The 18905-nt window shown below is 69.1% G+C and carries 16 protein-coding genes; 11 read left to right on the top strand and 5 right to left on the bottom strand.

Translation table 11 applies throughout. The features are described from left to right. Positions 1-133: 133 nt before the first annotated feature. The 9 genes from AB0M62_RS03430 to AB0M62_RS03390 all read left to right on the top strand — a co-directional run bounded on the left by AB0M62_RS03430 (position 134) and on the right by AB0M62_RS03390 (position 10481). Entirely contained in the window at positions 134-3106 is a 2973-nt protein-coding gene (locus tag AB0M62_RS03430) for a M14 family zinc carboxypeptidase (RefSeq protein WP_366072403.1), read from the top strand. A gap of 185 nt (positions 3107-3291) precedes the next feature. Continuing rightward, entirely contained in the window at positions 3292-4296 is a 1005-nt protein-coding gene (gap, locus tag AB0M62_RS03425; protein WP_366072402.1) for a type I glyceraldehyde-3-phosphate dehydrogenase, read from the top strand. Between the two features lie 106 nt (positions 4297-4402). Beyond that, positions 4403-5614: a phosphoglycerate kinase gene (locus AB0M62_RS03420; RefSeq protein ID WP_366072401.1), complete on the top strand. Its 1212-nt coding sequence runs from the start codon at positions 4403-4405 to the stop codon at positions 5612-5614. A 6-nt stretch (positions 5615-5620) separates the two neighbouring features. Then, complete coding sequence (gene tpiA / locus AB0M62_RS03415) at positions 5621-6397, top strand: triose-phosphate isomerase (RefSeq protein WP_366072400.1); 777 nt, start codon at positions 5621-5623, stop codon at positions 6395-6397. 119 nt (positions 6398-6516) lie between these two features. After that, positions 6517-6747, top strand: coding sequence for a preprotein translocase subunit SecG (secG, locus tag AB0M62_RS03410; protein WP_366072678.1), 231 nt, complete (start codon positions 6517-6519; stop codon positions 6745-6747). 145 nt (positions 6748-6892) lie between these two features. Continuing rightward, complete coding sequence (locus AB0M62_RS03405) at positions 6893-7228, top strand: RNA polymerase-binding protein RbpA (RefSeq protein ID WP_267241347.1); 336 nt, start codon at positions 6893-6895, stop codon at positions 7226-7228. Positions 7229-7341: 113 nt separating this feature from the next. Further along, positions 7342-8607, top strand: coding sequence for an MFS transporter (locus AB0M62_RS03400; RefSeq protein WP_366072399.1), 1266 nt, complete (start codon positions 7342-7344; stop codon positions 8605-8607). 8 nt (positions 8608-8615) lie between these two features. Further along, positions 8616-10271: a glucose-6-phosphate isomerase gene (gene pgi / locus AB0M62_RS03395; RefSeq protein WP_366072398.1), complete on the top strand. Its 1656-nt coding sequence runs from the start codon at positions 8616-8618 to the stop codon at positions 10269-10271. Between the two features lie 33 nt (positions 10272-10304). Next, entirely contained in the window at positions 10305-10481 is a 177-nt protein-coding gene (locus AB0M62_RS03390; RefSeq protein ID WP_366072397.1) for a hypothetical protein, read from the top strand. A 115-nt stretch (positions 10482-10596) separates the two neighbouring features. Here AB0M62_RS03390 and pgl read toward each other — a convergent pair whose 3' ends face one another. Genes pgl through tkt form a run of 5 tightly spaced genes read right to left on the bottom strand, consistent with a single transcriptional unit; the run spans position 10597 to position 17230 of the window. After that, positions 10597-11379 carry a 6-phosphogluconolactonase gene (gene pgl, locus AB0M62_RS03385; protein WP_366072396.1) on the bottom strand — a complete coding sequence of 261 codons (783 nt, stop codon included), beginning with the start codon at positions 11377-11379 and terminating at the stop codon, positions 10597-10599. After that, the gene (opcA, locus tag AB0M62_RS03380; protein ID WP_366072395.1) at positions 11376-12458 is read right to left on the bottom strand and encodes a glucose-6-phosphate dehydrogenase assembly protein OpcA; all 1083 of its coding nucleotides are present in this window, start codon (positions 12456-12458) and stop codon (positions 11376-11378) included. Before opcA ends, pgl begins: the two co-directional genes overlap by 4 nt. Then, a complete protein-coding gene (gene zwf / locus AB0M62_RS03375; protein WP_366072394.1) occupies positions 12455-13984 on the bottom strand; it encodes a glucose-6-phosphate dehydrogenase in 1530 nt (509 codons plus the stop codon). The genes opcA and zwf overlap by 4 nt, the downstream gene beginning before the upstream one ends. Before the next feature lie 5 nt (positions 13985-13989). Then, positions 13990-15108, bottom strand: coding sequence for a transaldolase (gene tal / locus AB0M62_RS03370; RefSeq protein ID WP_366072393.1), 1119 nt, complete (start codon positions 15106-15108; stop codon positions 13990-13992). Positions 15109-15142: 34 nt separating this feature from the next. Beyond that, on the bottom strand, positions 15143-17230 hold the full coding sequence (gene tkt / locus AB0M62_RS03365; protein ID WP_366072392.1) for a transketolase: 2088 nt from the start codon (positions 17228-17230) through the stop codon (positions 15143-15145). A 312-nt stretch (positions 17231-17542) separates the two neighbouring features. On the opposite strand from tkt, the gene AB0M62_RS03360 reads away from it, so the two are divergent. Next, positions 17543-18484 carry a heme o synthase gene (locus tag AB0M62_RS03360; RefSeq protein WP_366072391.1) on the top strand — a complete coding sequence of 314 codons (942 nt, stop codon included), beginning with the start codon at positions 17543-17545 and terminating at the stop codon, positions 18482-18484. Positions 18485-18548: 64 nt separating this feature from the next. Beyond that, complete coding sequence (locus tag AB0M62_RS03355; RefSeq protein ID WP_366072390.1) at positions 18549-18905, top strand: hypothetical protein; 357 nt, start codon at positions 18549-18551, stop codon at positions 18903-18905.

Genomic DNA, 18905 nt, shown 5'->3' with positions numbered 1-18905 from the left:
AATTCGCCGCTGCCGGTGCCTTTTCGGGCACCGGCGGTGGCGTTTCCGTCCCACCAGGCCCTATTGACATGATCATGCAGTGTCATGAGCCTGGCCTCTGTCCTTTTGTGACAAACAACAGCAAGGGGAGCTCATGAGACCCAGAGCGGGATCGATCCTCGCGGCGGGTGTATTGCTGCTCGGCGGACTGGCGGCGGCACCCGTCGCCCAGGCCGAGGCCGGACGCGCCGCCGACCGTGCCGCCGACCCCGCCGCCGACGCGGTGAAGGTCTTCAACGCCGACGTCACCAAGGAGCAGGTACCCCTGCTCCTCACACTCGGCCAGGACGCCCACGAACTGGGCGAACAGGCCCCCGACAAGGGCACCGCCCGGGTCGAGCTCTTCCTCACCGACGCCCAGGCCCGCGGGCTGGAGAAGCAGGGCGTGCAGGCCACCGAACGCAAGGTCTCGGCAAGGACCGAGGCGCGGCTGCAGTCCGCGGGAGACGGGGTCTACCGCCCGTACAGCGGGCAAGGCAACCTCCAGGAGGAGGTGGTCAGGACCGGCCAGGCCCACCCGGACATCACCAAAGTCGTCTCCATCGGCAAGACGCTGCGTGGTCAGGACATCCTCGCCCTCAAGCTGACCAAGGGCGCCAAGAAGACCAAGGACGGTGCCAAGCCGTCCGTGCTGTACTTGTCCAACCAGCACGCCCGCGAGTGGATCACCCCGGAAATGACCCGCCGGCTGCTCCGCCACTACCTCGACAACTACGGCAAGGACCCCCGGATCACCAAGGTGGTGAACTCCACCGAGCTGTGGTTCGTGCTCTCGGCCAACCCGGACGGCTATGACTACACCCACCAGTCCGCGGACAACCGGCTGTGGCGCAAGAACCTCCGCGACAACGACGGCGACGGAAAGATCACCAATGCCGACGGTGTCGACCTGAACCGGAACTTCGCCTACAAGTGGGGCTACGACAACGAAGGTTCGTCGCCCAGCCCGGCGAGCCAGACCTACCGCGGAGCCGGGCCCTCCTCCGAGCCCGAGACCGTCGCGCTCGACCGCTTCCAGAAGCGCATCGGTTTCGAGTACGGCATCAACTACCACTCCGCGGCAGAGCTGTTGCTGTACGGCGTCGGCTGGCAGGTCGCCACCCCGACACCCGACGACGTCCTCTACAAGTCACTCGCCGGCACCCCGGAGAACTCCGCCGTGCCCGGCTACTACCCCCAGGTCTCCTCCGAGCTCTACACCACCAACGGTGAGGCCGACGGCCATGCGGCCAACGTCAACGGGATGATGATGTTCACCCCGGAGATGACCACCTGTCAGACCGCCGCCGGATACGACCCCGACGATCCGTGGAAGCCCGAGGACTGCCAGTCCGGCTTCAACTTCCCCGACGACGAGAAGCTGATCCAGGCGGAGTTCGCCAAGAACATCCCCTTCGCACTCTCCGTCGCCGAGACCGCTGCCCATCCCGACCAGCCGTCCTCCTCGGTCGGCCTTGACGCCCCCGACTTCACCGTCGACCCCTTCACCACTTCGTACGCCCGCGGCGGCGACCAGGAGGTGTCGGTCACCGTCCGCAAGTCCGTACGCGACAAGGAACTCAGGTACCGCGTCAACGGAGGCCGTACGCACGACCAGGCCCTGAAGCCCTGGAAGGGCGGCGAGACCTACGGCGGCGAGGACAACATCCGCTTCGACGAGTACCGCGCGAAGGTCCAGGACGGTGACGTCGGCGACAAGGTCGAGGTCTGGTTCACCGGGGAGACCAGAAGCGGGAAGCCCACCTCCAGCGAGCACTTCACCTACACCGTCGCCGAACGGCCCCGGGCCGGCACCCTGGTGATCGCCGAGGAGGGAGCTCCCGCCCAGCACGCCCAGAAGTACGTCGACGCGCTGACGGCCAACGGCCGCAAGGCCGTCGTCTGGGACGTCGCCACCCAAGGAGCACCGCACCCGCTCGGCATCCTCGGCCACTTCTCCACGGCCGTCCACTACACCGGCGACCGGGCCCCCGGCGGCCCCACCCAGATGGCGGTCCGCGCCTTCCTCAACGAGGGCGGCAAGCTGATCGAGGCCGGTGAGCCGGCCGGCGGCAACGCCCAGGTCGGGCGCGCCGCGACCAACGACTTCAGCCAGTACTACCTAGGTGCGTACGGACGTACGTCCGCGCCCACCGCCACCGGCTTCACCGGTGCCGGAGCGCTCGCCGGATACGCCGGCCCGCTCGCCGGCGCCCCCGGCAGCCCCGGCAATCCGCTCAACGCGGCCGGGGCCTACACAGTCACGTCCGACACCCTGCCGCCCGCGGACTTCCCGCAGTTCGAGAGCGCGTCGGCGGGCCGCTACGCCGGCGTCACCAACCCGTACGCTCCGTACGCGGGCCAGTGGATGGCGGCCGCCTCGCACGAGGACGGGGACTGGAAGCGCCTCACCCGTACCGTCGACCTCACGGGCATCAGCGCGGCCGACAAGCCGGAGCTCCGGCTGGCTCTGAACTGGAACACCGAGCCCGGTTACGATCACGCCATCCTCGAGGCCCACACAACCGGCGCCGACGACTGGACCACGCTTCCCGAGGCGGGCGGCCTCACCGGCACGGCGGTTCCGGAGGAGTGCGAGGCAGGCTACTTCGTCAACGGCCACCCCTTCCTGCGGCGCTACCTGACCGTGGGGTCGGGCAGCTGCACGGCGGCCGGCACCAGCGGGGCCTGGAACAGCTTCACCGGATCCTCCGGCGGCTGGAAGCAGGTCACCTTCGACCTGAGCGGTTACGCGGGCAAGAGCGTCGAGCTCTCGCTCAGCTCCGTCACCGACCCCGGCAGCGGTGGACGCGGAGTCTTCGCCGACGACGCCCGGCTGGTCGTCGGCGGCGCGGACAAGGAGTCCGAAGGCTTCGAGACCTCCCTCGGTGTCTGGACGGTCCCGGGCGCACCGGCGGGAAGTCCTGAAGTCGCCGGTGACTGGGCCCGCTCCGGTGAGCTGTTCAAGTCCTACGGGGCGGTAACCACCCGTGACACCGTGCTCCTCGGATTCGGCCTCGAGCACGTACCGGCAGCGGCGGACCGCACCTCACTGATCGGCAAGGCGCTGCGTTCGCTCCGGGACTGACTCCCCAGGCGGGACCGTGGTTCCGGGCGGCCCGTATCCGTACCCACGGGTACGGGCCGACTCGGCCGGCACGGATGCGACCGATGTCACTACCGGGCCCTCGGAGGGGTAGGGTCGGAGGCGGTCGGGGACATCCCATACAGCTCGCCGGCGGACACCCGGCGTACCAACGAGGAGATCGGTTCGTGACGATCCGCGTAGGCATCAACGGCTTTGGCCGCATCGGCCGCAACTACTTCCGGGCGCTCCTGGAGCAGGGTGCGGACATCGAGATCGTCGGTGTCAACGACCTGACCGACAATGCGACCCTGGTGCACCTGCTGAAGTACGACACCATCCTGGGCCGCCTCAAGGCAGAGGTCAGCCACACCGACGACTCCATCACGGTCGGCAACCAGACCTTCAAGACGATGGCCGAGCGTGACCCGGCGAACCTGCCCTGGGCCGAGCTCGGAGCCGACATCGTCATCGAGTCGACCGGCATCTTCACCAAGAAGGCCGACGCCGCGAAGCACCTCGCCGCAGGCGCCAAGAAGGTCCTCATCTCGGCTCCGGCCAAGGACGAGGACATCACGATCGTGATGGGTGTCAACCAGGACAAGTACGACGCGGACAACCACCACGTCATCTCCAACGCTTCCTGCACCACGAACTGTGTGGCGCCGATGGCCAAGGTTCTCGACGAGAACTTCGGCATCGTCAAGGGCCTGATGACGACGGTCCACGCGTACACCAACGACCAGCGCATTCTGGACTTCCCGCACTCGGACCTGCGACGCGCCCGCGCCGCCGCCGAGAACATCATCCCGACGACCACCGGTGCGGCCAAGGCCACGGCGCTGGTTCTCCCGCAGCTCAAGGGCAAGCTCGACGGCATCGCGATGCGCGTCCCGGTCCCGACCGGTTCCGTGACCGACCTCGTGATCGAGCTCGAGCGCGAGGTCACCAAGGACGAGATCAACTCGGCCTTCCAGAAGGCCGCCGAGGGCCAGCTCAAGGGCATCCTGGACTACACCGAGGACGCGATCGTTTCCTCGGACATCGTCAACTGGCCGGCTTCCTGCACCTTCGACTCCTCCCTGACGATGGCGTCGGGCAAGAGTGTCAAGGTCATCGGCTGGTACGACAACGAGTGGGGTTACTCCAACCGTCTGGTGGACCTCACGGTCTTCGTCGGCGGCCGGCTCTGATCCCGGGTCTGTAGGCCCTCGATGTGAGCGGCAGGGCTCGGACAGCGCAAGGACGCGCTGTTCGAGCCCTGCTCCTTGTCCCGGTCTCTCTAGGAGTCAGCAACAGATGAAGACGATCGACGAACTTCTCGCCGACGGCGTCGCGGGTCAGCGGGTATTCGTCCGCGCCGACCTCAATGTGCCGCTCGAAGGCACCACCATCACCGACGACGGCCGCATCCGCGCCGTCCTGCCGACGATCACCAAACTCGCCCACGCCGGCGCGCGCGTGGTCGTCGCCTCCCACCTGGGCCGCCCCAAGGGCGCTCCGGAACCGGCCTTCTCGCTCGCCCCGGCCGCGGCGCGGCTCGGTGAACTCCTCGGTTCCGACATCGCCTTCGCGACCGACACCGTCGGTGAGTCCGCCCGGGCGACCGTCGCGGGCCTCGCCGACGGCCAGGTCGCCGTCATCGAGAACCTGCGCTTCAACCCTGGTGAGACGTCGAAGGACGACGTCGAGCGCGGCGCCTTCGCCGACCAGCTCGCAGAGCTCGCCGACGTGTACGTCGGCGACGGCTTCGGCGCGGTCCACCGCAAGCACGCCTCGGTCTTCGACCTGCCGGCCCGCCTGCCGCACGCGGCCGGCTACCTGATCGCCACCGAGGTCGGCGTCCTGAAGAAGCTCACCGAGGACGTCGAGCGCCCGTACGTCGTCGTCCTCGGCGGAGCCAAGGTCTCCGACAAGCTCGGGGTGATCGACCACCTGCTGGAGAAGGCCGACCGCATCCTCGTCGGCGGCGGCATGGCGTACACCTTCCTCAAGGCCAAGGGCTACGAGGTCGGCATCTCGCTGCTCCAGGAGGACCAGATCCCGACGGTTCTCGAGTACCTGGCGCGGGCCGAGAAGCGCGGCGTGGAGTTCGTCCTCCCCGTCGACGTCCTGGTCTCGTCCGAATTCCCGGACCTGAAGACCAAGGCCCCGGCCAACCCGACTACAGTCCCCGCGGACGCCATCCCGGCCGACCAGGAGGGCCTGGACATCGGCCCGGAGACCCGCAAGCTTTACGCCTCGAAGCTCGCCGACGCCGGCACCGTCTTCTGGAACGGGCCGATGGGCGTCTTCGAGCACCCCGACTACGCCGAGGGCACGAGGGCTGTCGCCCAGGCCCTGGTCGACGGCCCCGCCTTCACAGTGGTCGGCGGTGGCGACTCCGCCGCGGCCGTCCGCATCCTGGGCTTCGACGAGAAGGCATTCGGCCACATTTCCACCGGCGGCGGCGCCAGCCTCGAATACCTCGAGGGCAAGACGCTCCCCGGCCTCGCCGCACTGGAGGACTGACCCTCAATGACCACCCGCACCCCGCTCATGGCGGGCAACTGGAAGATGAACCTCAACCACCTCGAGGCCATCGCCCACGTCCAGAAGCTCGCTTTCGCCCTGACCGACAAGGACTACGACGCGGTCGAGGTCACCGTCCTGCCCCCCTTCACCGCCCTCCGCTCGGTGCAGACCCTGGTCGACGGCGACAAGCTGAGGATCAAGTACGGCGCCCAGGATCTCTCCGCGCACGACTCCGGTGCGTACACCGGTGAGATCTCCGGCGCGATGCTGGCCAAGCTGAGGTGCACGTACGTGGCCGTCGGCCACAGCGAGCGCCGCCAGTACCACCGCGAGACCGACGAGATCTGCAACGCCAAGGTCAAGGCCGCCTACCGGCACGGGCTCACCCCGATCCTGTGCGTCGGCGAGGGCCTGGACATCCGCAAGGCCGGTCAGCAGGTCTCGTACACGCTGAGCCAGCTCGACGGCGGCCTCAAGGACATCCCGGCCGAGCAGGCCGAGACGATCGTGATCGCGTACGAGCCGGTGTGGGCCATCGGCACCGGCGAGGTCGCCACGCCCGAGGACGCGCAGGAGGTCTGCGGGGCGATCCGTGGCCGTCTGGCGGAGCTGTACTCGCAGGAACTGGCGGACCGGGTCCGTATCCAGTACGGCGGCTCGGTGAAGTCCGGGAACGTCGCGGCGATCATGGCTCAGCCGGATGTCGACGGCGCCCTGGTCGGCGGCGCTGCGCTGGACGCCGACGAGTTCGTCAAGATCGTCCGCTTCCGCGACCAGTGAGTATGCGGTAGGGCCGATCCGTCGTACCCTTGCGGGGGCCGAGGTGGCATGCGCCACCCGGCCCCCGTCGTTCAATTCAGTCCGAGGGAATTCCGGGAAAGTAGGGTTCAGCCGTGATTATGGGGTTCTCGATCGCCCTGATCGTCTTCAGCCTGCTGCTGATGCTGCTGGTGCTGATGCACAAGGGGAAGGGCGGCGGCCTCTCCGACATGTTCGGTGGCGGTATGCAGTCGTCCGTCGGCGGCTCCTCGGTTGCGGAGCGCAACCTGGACCGCATCACCGTGGTGGTCGGTCTGCTGTGGTTTGCCTGCATTGTCGCGCTCGGTCTGCTGCTGAAGCTGGACAGCTGACCCGCTGTCCGCTGAGGCGTCGCCTGCGCGGCCTATCATGGGCCTGCGTTTTGGGGGCCGATAAGTAACTCCGGTCACTGGACGCGCGTTGGGCCTTACGTAGACTGGGCTGACTTCGAGCACCATCACGCAGGGAGTTACGACCGTGGCAAGTGGCAACGCGATCCGAGGAAGTCGGGTCGGAGCGGGGCCGATGGGTGAGGCCGAGCGCGGCGAGTCCGCGCCGCGTCTCCGCATCTCCTTCTGGTGCTCGAACGGGCACGAGACGCAGCCGAGCTTCGCCAGCGACGCGCAGGTTCCCGACACCTGGGACTGCCCGCGCTGCGGATTCCCGGCAGGCCAGGACCGGGACAACCCGCCGGACCCGCCGCGCACCGAGCCCTACAAGACGCACCTCGCGTACGTACGCGAGCGGCGCACCGACGCCGACGGCGAGGCCATCCTCGCGGAGGCTCTCGCGAAACTGCGGGGCGAGATCTAGGACTTGACGTCCGGCCGGGCACCTTTCGAGGGCCCGGCCGGACTGCTTTGTTCTCCGCCCGTTGTCAGTGGTGCCCCCTACGCTCGTGAAGCAATCGATCACGAGGGGGAGTCGTGGCAGCGACAGAGGCCGGGAGTGTGCGGTCGGCCGACTGGCGGGGCGGTTTCGGCCGGTTGTGGACGGCCGCTGTCGTCTCGCGGCTCGGGGACTCGCTGCGGACGGCTGCGATGCCGCTGCTCGCCGCCTCACTGACCACACAGCCCCTGCTCATCGCACTGGTGACGGCCTGCGGGTATCTGCCCTGGCTCATATTCGGGCTGCTGGGCGGTGCGATCGCCGACCGGGTGGACCAGCGGCGGGCGATGTGGATGGTGGATCTGCTGCGAGGGGCCCTTGTGGCGGCCTTCGCGGTGGCGGTGGGGGTCGGGCACGCTTCGATAGCCCTGCTGATCGCGCTGGCCTTCGCACTCACCACCCTGCAGACGCTCTTCGACAACGCCGCCACCGCGCTGCTGCCCTCGATGGTGCCCGCACAGTCGCTGGGCAGCGCCAACGCCCGGCTGCTCACCGGGCAGCAGATCGCGGGCGCCTTCCTGGCCGCCCCGCTGGTGCCCGTGCTGCTGGCCGGCGGGGCGGCGCTGCCCTACGTGGCGGACGCGGTCACGTACGTACTGGCGGCCGTCCTGATCGCCTCGTTGCGCGTATCCGTGCCGGACAGGCCGCCACGGGCGGCCGGGAGCACTCTGCGCGGCGACATCGCTGCAGGGCTCCGGGTGCTGTGGGGGGACCGGGCGCTGCGCGGGCTGTGCACCGCAACAACCCTGTGCAACGTCGGTATGGGGGCGCTCATCGCCACCCTCGTGCTGCATGTGACCGGCTGGCTGGACGCGGGGAACGCCGGGTACGCGCTGGCCGTGACGGCGTACGGGGCGGGGAGCGTGACCGGGGGGCTGCTGGCCGGCCGGCTGTCCGAGCGGTTCGGGCGTATCCGGGGCATCGTCGGGGCCGGTGCGATGCAGATCGGCTGTCTGCTCACGATGGGAACGGTCCGGGAACTGTGGGCCCTGGCCTGCGGACTGGCGGTGTTCGGCTTCATGGGCATGGTGTGGAACGTCAACCAGGTCACGCTGATGCAGCAGCGCAGCCCTGATTCCATGCTCGGCCGCATCAGTTCGGCGTTTCGCACGATGACGATCGCGGGAGCTCCCCTCGGAGCGATGCTGGGCGGAGCGGCGGCCGGAGCTTGGGGACTGAACACCCCCGCTCTGCTGGCAGCCGGGCTGTTCGTGTGTGCGGTCGCTTCCCTGCTGCCTCTGCTCCGATCAACTAGGTTGGGAGGCAGCGGGGCAGGTACGCAGGTACGAGAAGAAGTGGGCTGATAACCGGTATGAACGCAGACGGCCGTACCAGGCTCAATCAGATGCCCGAGTGGACCGCCTTGGGCAAGCACCGGGAACAGCTGGGGGACACCCATCTGCGTGAGCTGTTCGCGGCGGACCCGGGGCGCGGCTCCGGCTACACCCTCCAGGTCGGTGACCTGCACATCGACTACTCCAAGCAGCTGGTGACCGACGAGACCCTCCGGCTGCTGCGGGAACTGGCCGCGGCGACCGGCGTGGCGGAGCTGCGCGACGCGATGTTCCGCGGTGAGAAGATCAACACCACCGAGGACCGCGCCGTGCTGCACGTCGCGCTGCGGGCGCCGCGGGACGCGGTGATCGAGGTGGACGGCGAGAATGTCGTACCGGCCGTGCACGCGGTGCTCGACAAGATGACCGGCTTCGCGGACCAGGTCCGCTCCGGCGCGTGGACCGGGCACACCGGCAGGCGCATCAGGACCGTGGTGAACATCGGCATCGGCGGTTCGGACCTGGGCCCCGCCATGGCATACGAGGCGCTGCGCTCCTTCACCACGCGCGAGCTGTCCTTCCGCTTCGTCTCGAACGTCGACGGGGCCGATCTCCACGAAGCCCTGAGGGACTTGGATCCGGCCGAGACGCTCTTCATCATCGCGTCCAAGACCTTCACCACCATCGAGACCATCACCAACGCCACTTCCGCCCGTGAATGGCTCCTCGGTGGCCTGGGCGGTGACCGGGAGGCAGTCGCCAAGCACTTCGTGGCGATCTCCACCAACGCCGAGAAGGTCGCCGACTTCGGCATCGACACGGCGAACATGTTCGAGTTCTGGGACTGGGTCGGCGGCCGGTACTCGTACGACTCGGCCATCGGGCTCTCCCTGATGATCGCCATCGGCCCGGACCGCTTCCGAGAAATGCTCGGCGGCTTCCACCTGGTCGACGAGCACTTCCGCACCGCCCCGCCGGAGGCCAACGCGCCACTGCTGCTGGGCCTGCTGGGCATCTGGTACGGCGACTTCCATGACGCCCAGTCGCATGCCGTGCTGCCGTACAGCCACTACCTCTCCAGGTTCACGGCGTACCTGCAGCAGCTGGACATGGAGTCGAACGGCAAGTCCGTGGACCGGCAAGGCAATCCGGTCGACTGGCAGACCGGACCGGTGGTCTGGGGGACGCCCGGCACCAACGGCCAGCACGCGTACTACCAGTTGCTCCACCAGGGCACGAAGCTCATCCCGGCGGACTTCATCGGCTTCGCCGAGCCGGTCGCCGAACTCAGCACGGGTCTGGTGGCCCAGCACGACCTGCTGATGGCGAACTTCTTCGCCCAGACGCAGGCGCTGGCGTTCGGCAAGACCGCCGACGAGGTACGCGCGGAGGGCGTCCCGGAGGAGCTGGTCCCGCACAAGACCTTCCCGGGCAACCGCCCGACGACCACGATCCTCGCCAAGGAGCTCACCCCCTCGGTGCTCGGCCAGCTGGTCGCGCTCTACGAGCACAAGGTGTTCGTCCAGGGAGCCGTCTGGAACATCGACACCTTCGACCAGTGGGGCGTCGAGCTGGGCAAGGTCCTCGCCAAGCGGCTGGAACCGGCCCTGTCGGGGACGGCGGAGGTTCCGGGCCTGGACGAGTCGACCAAGGCGCTGGTGGCGACCTATCGGGCGCTGCGCGGCAGGCAGTAGGAGAGGGGGCAGCCGCGCGGAGCTCTAAAGGGGATGCCGTTCCGGACGGGGCGGGTGACACTGCAGTCCGAACTGCCGGTGACACCGCCCCGAAAGGACGTCATGCACCCCCTGATGGCCGCCCTGGCCGACCCCGACCGCGTACGCCTGGTCATGGCCGGTCTGCTCCGGCGGACCCGGGACGGCAGCAGGTACCGGCGGCCCGCCTGACCCGCGGCGACGCCCCTCACGGGCGTACCGCGTGGCGGAATCGTACCCACCCGCCGGGCGTACCGCGTGACTGCGGCCCCGCACCCGGGCCGGGTGCGGGGCCGCAGTCGTACGCTCAGGCCGAGGCCGGCGGGTACAGCTGGGGCGGCAGCTTCGCCGCCGCCGCGCGGTCCAGCAGCCACAGCGTGCGGCTCCGCCCGTACGCGCCCGCCGCCGGGGCCTGGATCTCCCCGGCCCCGCCGAGCGCGATCGCCACCGCGCCCGCCTTGTCCTCGCCGGCCGCGAGGAGCCACACCTCGCGGGCCGCGCGGATCGCGGGCAGCGTCATGGTGATCCGGGTGGGCGGTGGCTTGGGTGCGCCGTGCACGCCGACGACCGTGCGCTCGCTGTCCCGGACGGCCGGCGACTCGGGGAAGAGCGACGCGACATGCGTATCGGGGCCGACGCCCAGCATCAGCACGTCGAAGGTGGGCACCGGCCCGTGGTTCTCCGGTCCCGCGGCGGCGGCCAGTTCGTCCGCGTACGCCTCGGCGGCGGTGTCCACGTCCGGTCCGTACGGGCCGTCCGAGGCGGGCATCGCGTGCACCCGCGCCGGGTTCACCCGTACCGAGTCGAGCAGCGCCTCTCGGGCCTGTGTGTGGTTGCGCTCGGGGTGGTCGGCCGGCAGGAACCGCTCGTCGCCCCACCACAGGTCCAGATTCGCCCAGTCCACCGCGTCGCGCGCGGGCGCCGCGGCCAGGGCCGCGAGCACCCCGTTGCCGTTGCGCCCGCCCGTAAGGACGACAGAGGCGGAGCCCCGCGCGGCCTGGGCGTCCACGATCTTCGTGATCAACCGTGCCGCCGCGGCCTGGGCCATCAGATCCTTGTCGCGGTGGACGACCACCTGAGGGGTGCTCACTTCGCGGCCGGCTTCCTGGCCGACGGCTTCTTCGCCGGTGCCGCCTTTCCGGCGGCCTGCGGCGAGGAGCCGTTCACGGCCTCGGGCGAGTGAGCCGGACCGGCTTGCGCGGCTTCGGACTCCGGGGCTTCGGACTTCGAGGCCTCGGCGGCAAGCTGGTGCAGCCGGTCCACCCCGAACTTCACCGCGGACTCGTAGATGTTGTCCGGGTCCAGCCGGCGCAGTTCCTCGGCGAGCAGCTCGGCGGTCTCCCGCCGCTTGAGCGCCACCGCGCGGTCCGGCTGGCCCGGCATGCACAGCGTCGCCAGCGATCCGTCCGCCCGGTCCAGGACGATGTCGCCGTTCTCGGTCGCCAGCCGTACGCCCGTGAGCCCGGGGCCGGCCGAGCGCGCACGCTGGACCGGAACCCTGAGCCGGTCCGCCAGCCACATGGCGAGCAGTTCGCAGCTCGGGTTCTCGTCCTCGCCCTCGACCCGCGCCGACGTGATGTCCACGGTCTGCTGGTCGAGTGCCGCAGCGAGCATGGAGCGCCACGGAGTGATCCGGGTCCAGGACAGGTCGGTGTCGCCCTGGGCGTACGCCTCCGCCCGCCCCGAGAGCGCCGCGAGCGGGTTCTCGGTGGCGTACGTGTCGGTGATACGGCGCTGCGCGAGTGCGCCGAGCGGATCCTTCGCAAGGTCCGCGGGGGCACCCTCGGGCCACCAGACGACCACCGGGGCGTCGGGCAGCAGCAGCGGCAGCACCGCGGACTGGGCGTGATTGACGAGCTCGCCGTAGAGCCGCAGCACCACCGTCTCACCGCTGCCCGAGTCGGTGCCGACCCGTACCTCGGCGTCGAGGCGCGCGTCGCGCCGGCTGCGCGGCGAGCGGCTTATCCGCCGGATCACGACGATGATCCGCGAGGGGTGCTCGTGGGACGCGTCGTTCGCCGCCCTGAGGGCGTCGTACGCGTTCTCCTCGTCGGTGACGATGACAAGGGTCAGCACCATGCCGATGGCCGGCGTGCCGATGTCCCGGCGCGCCTGGACCAACGCGGCGTTGATCTTGCTGGAGTTGGTGTCCGTGAGGTCGATCTTCATGGCCGGCGCCAGCTCCGTCCGTCTCGTGCGAGCATCTCGTCCGCCTCGACCGGCCCCCACGTACCCGCGGGGTACTGCGCGGGCATGCCGTGCGCCTCCCAGTGCTCCTCGATCGGGTCGAGAATGGTCCAGGAGAGTTCGACCTCCTGGTGGCGCGGGAAGAGGTTGGCGTCGCCCAGCAGTACATCGAGGATGAGCCGCTCGTACGCCTCGGGGCTGGACTCGGTGAACGACTCGCCGTACGCGAAGTCCATCGTCACGTCCCGCACCTCCATGGAGGTTCCGGGCACCTTGGAGCCGAACCGGACGGTGATGCCCTCGTCCGGCTGGACCCGGATGACCAGGGCGTTCTGCCCCAGCTCCTCCGTCGCCCCGGATTCGAAGGGCAGATACGGCGCCCGCTTGAAGACGACCGCGATCTCGGTGACACGGCGGCCCAGGCGCTTGCCGGTGCGCAGGTAGAACGGCACGCCGGCCCAGCGGCGGTTGTTGATCTCCAACTTGATGGCCGCGTAGGTGTCGGTCTTCGAGTTGGGGTCGATGCCTTCCTCTTCGAGGTACCCGACGACCTTCTCGCCGCCCTGCCAGGCGGCGCTGTACTGTCCGCGCACGGTGTACTTGCCCAGGTCGTCCGGCAACTGCACCGCGGTGAGCACCTTGAGCTTCTCGGCGACGAGTGCCTTGGGGTGGAAGGAGCCGGGCTCCTCCATCGCCGTCAGCGCCAGCAGCTGGAGCAGGTGGTTCTGGATGACGTCCCGGGCGGCGCCGATGCCGTCGTAGTAGCCGGCGCGGCCGCCGATGCCGATGTCCTCGGCCATCGTGATCTGGACGTGGTCGACGTAGGACCGGTTCCAGATCGGCTCGAACATCGTGTTGGCGAAGCGCAGCGCCAGGATGTTCTGGACGGTCTCCTTGCCCAGGTAGTGGTCGATCCGGAAGACCTCGTTGGGCGGGAAGACCTCGTGGACGATCTGGTTGAGCTCCTGCGCGCTCTTCAGGTCGTGCCCGAAGGGCTTCTCGATGACCGCCCGGCGCCAGGATCCTTCCTTCTGGTCGGCCAGCCCGTGCTTCTTGAGCTGCTGGACCACCTTCGGGAAGAACTTGGGCGGTACGGAGAGGTAGAAGGCGAAGTTGCCGCCGGTGCCCTGCGCCTTGTCGAGCTCCTCGATCGTCGACTTCAGCGTCTCGAACGCGTCGTCGTCGTCGAAATTGCCCTGGACGAAGCGGCAGCCCTGCACCAGCTGCTGCCAGACCTCCTCTCGGAAGGGCGTACGCGAGTGCTGCTTGACCGCGTCGTGCACCACCTGGGCGAAGTCCTCGTCCTGCCACTCGCGGCGGGCAAAGCCGATGAGCGAGAAACCTGGGGGCAGCAGGCCGCGGTTGGCCAGGTCGTAGACGGCCGGCATCAACTTTTTACGTGACAAATCGCCCGTAACGCCAAAGATGACCAGGCCCGACGGCCCCGCGATACGCGGGAGCCGTCGATCCTGTGCGTCACGAAGCGGGTTCGCTCCGTTAACAGACAACGTGGTCAGCCCTCCGAAGGGGCGAGGCGCTTCAGCTCCGCCTCGGTCGACTTGAGCAGGTCGTTCCAGGACGCCTCGAACTTGTCGACGCCCTCGTCTTCCAGCAGCTGTACGACTTCGTCGTACGAGATGCCGAGCTTCTCGACGGCGTCGAGGTCGGCGCGGGCCTGCTCGTACGTGGCCTGCACCGTGTCACCGGTGATCCGGCCGTGGTCGGCTACGGCTTCGAGGGTGGCCTCCGGCATGGTGTTCACCGTGCCGGGGGCGACCAGCTCCTCGACGTACATGGTGTCCTTGTACGCGGGGTCCTTGACGCCGGTCGAGGCCCAGAGCGGACGCTGCTTGTTCGCCTGCGCCTTGTCCAGGGCCGCCCAGCGGTCGCTGCTGAACACCGCCTCGTACGCCTGGTACGCCAGGCGGGCGTTGGCCAGCCCCGCCTTTCCGCGGGCCTCCTTGGCCTCCGGCGTGCCCAGCGCGTCGAGCCGCTTGTCGATCTCGGTGTCCACGCGGGACACGAAGAAGGACGCCACCGAGTAGATCTTGGAAAGGTCCAGGCCCGCGGCCTTCGCCTTCTCCAGACCGGCCAGGTAGGCGTCCATGACCTCGTGGTAGCGCTCCAGCGAGAAGATCAGCGTGACGTTGACGCTGATGCCCCGGCCGATCGTCTCGGTGATCGCCGGCAGACCCGCCTTGGTCGCCGGGATCTTGATGAGCGTGTTCGGGCGGTCCACGAGCCAGGCGAGCTGCTTGGCCTCGGCGACGGTCGCGTGGGTGTTGTGCGCCAGGCGCGGGTCGACCTCGATCGAGACCCGGCCGTCCTGGCCCTGCGTCGCCTCGAAGACCGGGCGCAGGATGTCGGCGGCGTCGCGGACGTCCGCCGTCGTGATCATGCGTACGGCTTCCTCGACGGTCACCCGGCGGACGGCGAGGTCGGCGAGCTGCTGCTCGTAACCGTCACCGCTGCTGATCGCCTTCTGGAAGATCGACGGGTTCGTGGTGACGCCCACGACGTGCTGCTGGTCGATCAGTTCGGCGAGGTTGCCGGACGTGATCCGCTTGCGCGACAGGTCGTCCAGCCAGATCGCGACGCCTTCATCGGAGAGGCGCTTGAGTGCGTCTGTCATGAGAGTTGCATCTCCTACTTGTCGTGTACGGGCGTCAGCGCGCCGCGGCGTCGATCGATTCCCGGGCGGCGGCGGCAACGGCCTCGGCGGTGAAGCCGAACTCGCGGAACAGCACCTTTCCGTCCGCCGAGGCACCGAAGTGCTCCAGCGAGACGATCCGGCCGGCGTCGCCCACGAAGCGGTGCCAGGTCAGACCGATACCGGCCTCGACCGCCACCCGGGCCTTCACGGCCGGCGGCAGCACGGAGTCCCGGTACCCCTGGTCCTGCTCCTCGAACCACTCGACCGACGGCATGGAGACGACCCGGGTCGCGATGCCCGCGGCCTGGAGCTGCTCCCGGGCCTCCACGGCCAGCTGGACCTCGGAGCCGGTGCCGATGAGGACGACCTGCGGCTGACCGCCCTCGGCCTCGAACAGGACGTAGCCGCCCTTCGCCGTGTCGTCGTTGGGCTCGTAGGTCGGGACGCCCTGCCGGGTCAGCGCCAGACCGTGCGGGGCACCCTTGCCGAACTCCTTGGTCCAGCGGCGCTGGATCTCGCGCCAGGCGATCGCCGTCTCGTTGGCGTCCGCCGGGCGCACGATGTTCAGACCCGGGATGGCACGCAGGGCGGCCAGGTGCTCCACCGGCTGGTGGGTCGGGCCGTCCTCGCCGAGGCCGATCGAGTCGTGCGTCCACACGTACGTCACCGGCAGGTGCATCAGTGCGGACAGCCGGACGGCGTTGCGCATGTAGTCGGAGAACACGAGGAACGTGCCGCCGTAGACGCGGGTGTTGCCGTGCAGCACGATGCCGTTCATCTCCGCGGCCATCGCGTGCTCGCGAATGCCGAAGTGGATCGTCCGTCCGTACGGGTTCGCCTCCGGCAGCGGGTTGCCGACGGGCAGGAACGACGAGTGCTTGTCGATCGTGGTGTTGTTGGAGCCCGCGAGGTCGGCGGAGCCGCCCCACAGCTCCGGGACGACCTCACCGAGCGCCTGGAGCACCTTGCCGGAGGCCGCACGCGTCGCGACGGACTTGCCGGTCTCGAAGACGGGGAGCTTCTCCTCCCAGCCCGTGGGCAGCTCGCCCGCGGCGACGCGGTCGAACTCGGCCGCACGCTCCGGGTTGGCGGTCCGCCAGGCCGCGAAGGTCTTGTCCCACTTGCCACGGACCTCGCGGCCACGGTCGAGCGCCTTGCGGGTGTGCGCGATGACCTCGCCGGAGACCTCGAAGGACTTCTCCGGGTCGAAGCCCAGAACCCTCTTGGTGGCCGCGACCTCGTCCTCGCCGAGCGCCGAGCCGTGCGCGGCCTCGGTATTCTGGGCGTGCGGGGCCGGCCAGGCGATGATCGAGCGGGCCGCGATGAAGGACGGGCGCTCGGTCTCGGCCTGAGCCGCCTTCAGGGCCGTGTACAGGGCCTTCGGGTCGAGGTCGCCGTTCGGCTGCTGCTCCACGCGCTGGACGTGCCAGCCGTACGCCTCGTACCGCTTGAGGGTGTCTTCGGAGACCGCGGTCTCCGTGTCGCCCTCGATCGAGATGTGGTTGTCGTCCCACAGCAGCACCAGGTTGCCGAGCTTCTGGTGGGCGGCGAGGGAGGACGCCTCGTGTGAGATGCCCTCCTGGAGGCAGCCGTCGCCCGCGATCGCCCAGATGGTGTGGTCGAACGGGGAGGTGCCGGGGGCCGCGTCCGGGTCGAACAGGCCGCGCTCGTAACGGGAGGCCATCGCCATGCCCACGGCGTTGGCGACGCCCTGGCCCAGCGGCCCGGTCGTCGTCTCGACGCCCACCGTGTGGCCGTACTCCGGGTGGCCCGGGGTCTTGGAGCCCCAGGTGCGGAAGGCCTCCAGGTCGGCGAGCTCGAGGCCGTAACCGGCGAGGTAGAGCTGGGTGTAGAGCGTCAGGCTCGAGTGGCCCGCGGACAGCACGAACCGGTCGCGCCCGGTCCACTGGGGATCCGAGGGGTCGTGCCGCATGAGCTTCTGGAACAGGACATAGGCGGCGGGCGCGAGGCTCATGGCCGTACCGGGGTGGCCGTTGCCGACCTTCTGTACGGAATCCATGGCCAGGACGCGGGCGGTATCAACGGCCCGCTGGTCCAGATCGGTCCACTCGAGGTCTGTGGTGGTCGGCTTGGTGCTCACCCTGGGTCAGGGCTCCTCTCCACATGTCGTATCCCGGTGACGACTGATGCACCGGGCGTTGTCGAGCCTACCCCCGCCGCAACGCGCATCTTTTCGAGCACAGGCACATGCTCAGGTCACTGTCAGAGTGCCGTCCCCACGGGGTCTTCGCCTCTCCACGCACGTATACGCGTTTCCCGGGGCCGCTGCTCAACACGACCGCACCCCGGCGCAGGGCGGCGATCGGGCAACGTCTAGAGTGGCCTGGTTCGCGCAAGTCTTTACCGGGCCTTCACGTCCGGAGCTTGCTGGGAGTCTCTGTCAGGGGTGTACGTGACGGCCGTCGAATCCCGTCCCGCGGGGGTGCTCGGGACGAGCCCCGGCCACCGGCCGTTCGGGGCCCGGGTCAAGGCATTCGTGGCACTGACCAAGCCGCGGATCATCGAACTGCTGCTCATCACCACCGTACCGGTGATGTTCCTGGCTGAGCAGGGCGTTCCCGACCTGTGGCTCGTGCTGGTCACGTGCGTCGGCGGATACCTCTCCGCGGGTGGCGCCAACGCGCTGAACATGTACATCGACCGGGACATCGACGCGCTGATGGACCGGACCTCACAGCGTCCGCTGGTCACCGGAATGGTGAGCCCGCGCGAGGGCCTGGTCTTCGGCCTCGTTCTCGCCGCCGTCTCCACGCTGTGGTTCGGGCTGCTCGTCAACTGGCTGTCCGCCGCGCTGTCCCTCGGGGCGCTGCTCTTCTACGTCGTCGTCTACACGATGGTGCTCAAGCGCCGGACGGCGCAGAACATCGTGTGGGGCGGCATCGCCGGCTGTATGCCAGTGCTGATCGGCTGGTCCGCCGTCACGAACTCCATGTCGTGGGCGGCCGTCATCCTCTTCCTCGTCATGTTCTTCTGGACGCCGCCGCACTACTGGCCGCTGTCGATGAAGGTGAAGGAGGACTACGCCCGTGTGGGTGTGCCGATGCTGCCGGTCGTCGCCTCCAACACCGTGGTGGCCCGCCAGATCGTCCTCTACAGCTGGGTGATGGTCGGCGTCTCGCTGCTCCTGACTCCGCTGGGCTACACCGGCTGGTTCTACACGGCCGTGGCGCTGGTGACCGGCGGCTGGTGGCTCTGGGAGGCGCACGCGCTGCAGTCGCGCGCCAAGGGCGGCGCGACGGGCGTGAAGCTGAAGGAGATGCGGCTGTTCCACTGGTCGATCACCTATGTGTCGCTGCTCTTCGTCGCCGTCGCGGTGGATCCCTTCCTGCGGTAGTCGTGCCCGCGGTAAGCACGGCCGACGGTAGGCATAGCCATTACTCGCGAGTAGCATGCGGGCCATGGCAGAAACCAAGGCTGAAGAGACCGCGCCCGACGCCCGCACCGAGCGCCTGGCGGCGAAGCTCGCCAAACAGATCGATGCATTCTCCAAGTCGCACGGGGGCGCCGAGGGCCAACTCGCGTACCTCGGGCAGCTGGGCACTCGTATCGTCCTCGTCGGCGAGGACGGCGGCTGGGGCGACCTCGTGGCCCCGAGCCACGCCATGGCCGCGCGAGCCGCCGAGAAGGCCGGACTGACGCTCCACGAGTCGTTCGACGGGGAGTTCGCGGCGAAGGTGCGCACCGGCCCGTACGAGTGGACGCGCATGGCCGGCATCCAGGTGGGCGGACCGAGCAACAGCGCGAGCAACACCTGA

The organism is Streptomyces sp. NPDC051219 (genome assembly GCF_040682335.1).
Classification (GTDB): domain Bacteria; phylum Actinomycetota; class Actinomycetes; order Streptomycetales; family Streptomycetaceae; genus Streptomyces.
Note: the sequence above shows the minus strand (reverse complement) of the source record. Positions and strands in the feature narration are given on the sequence as shown.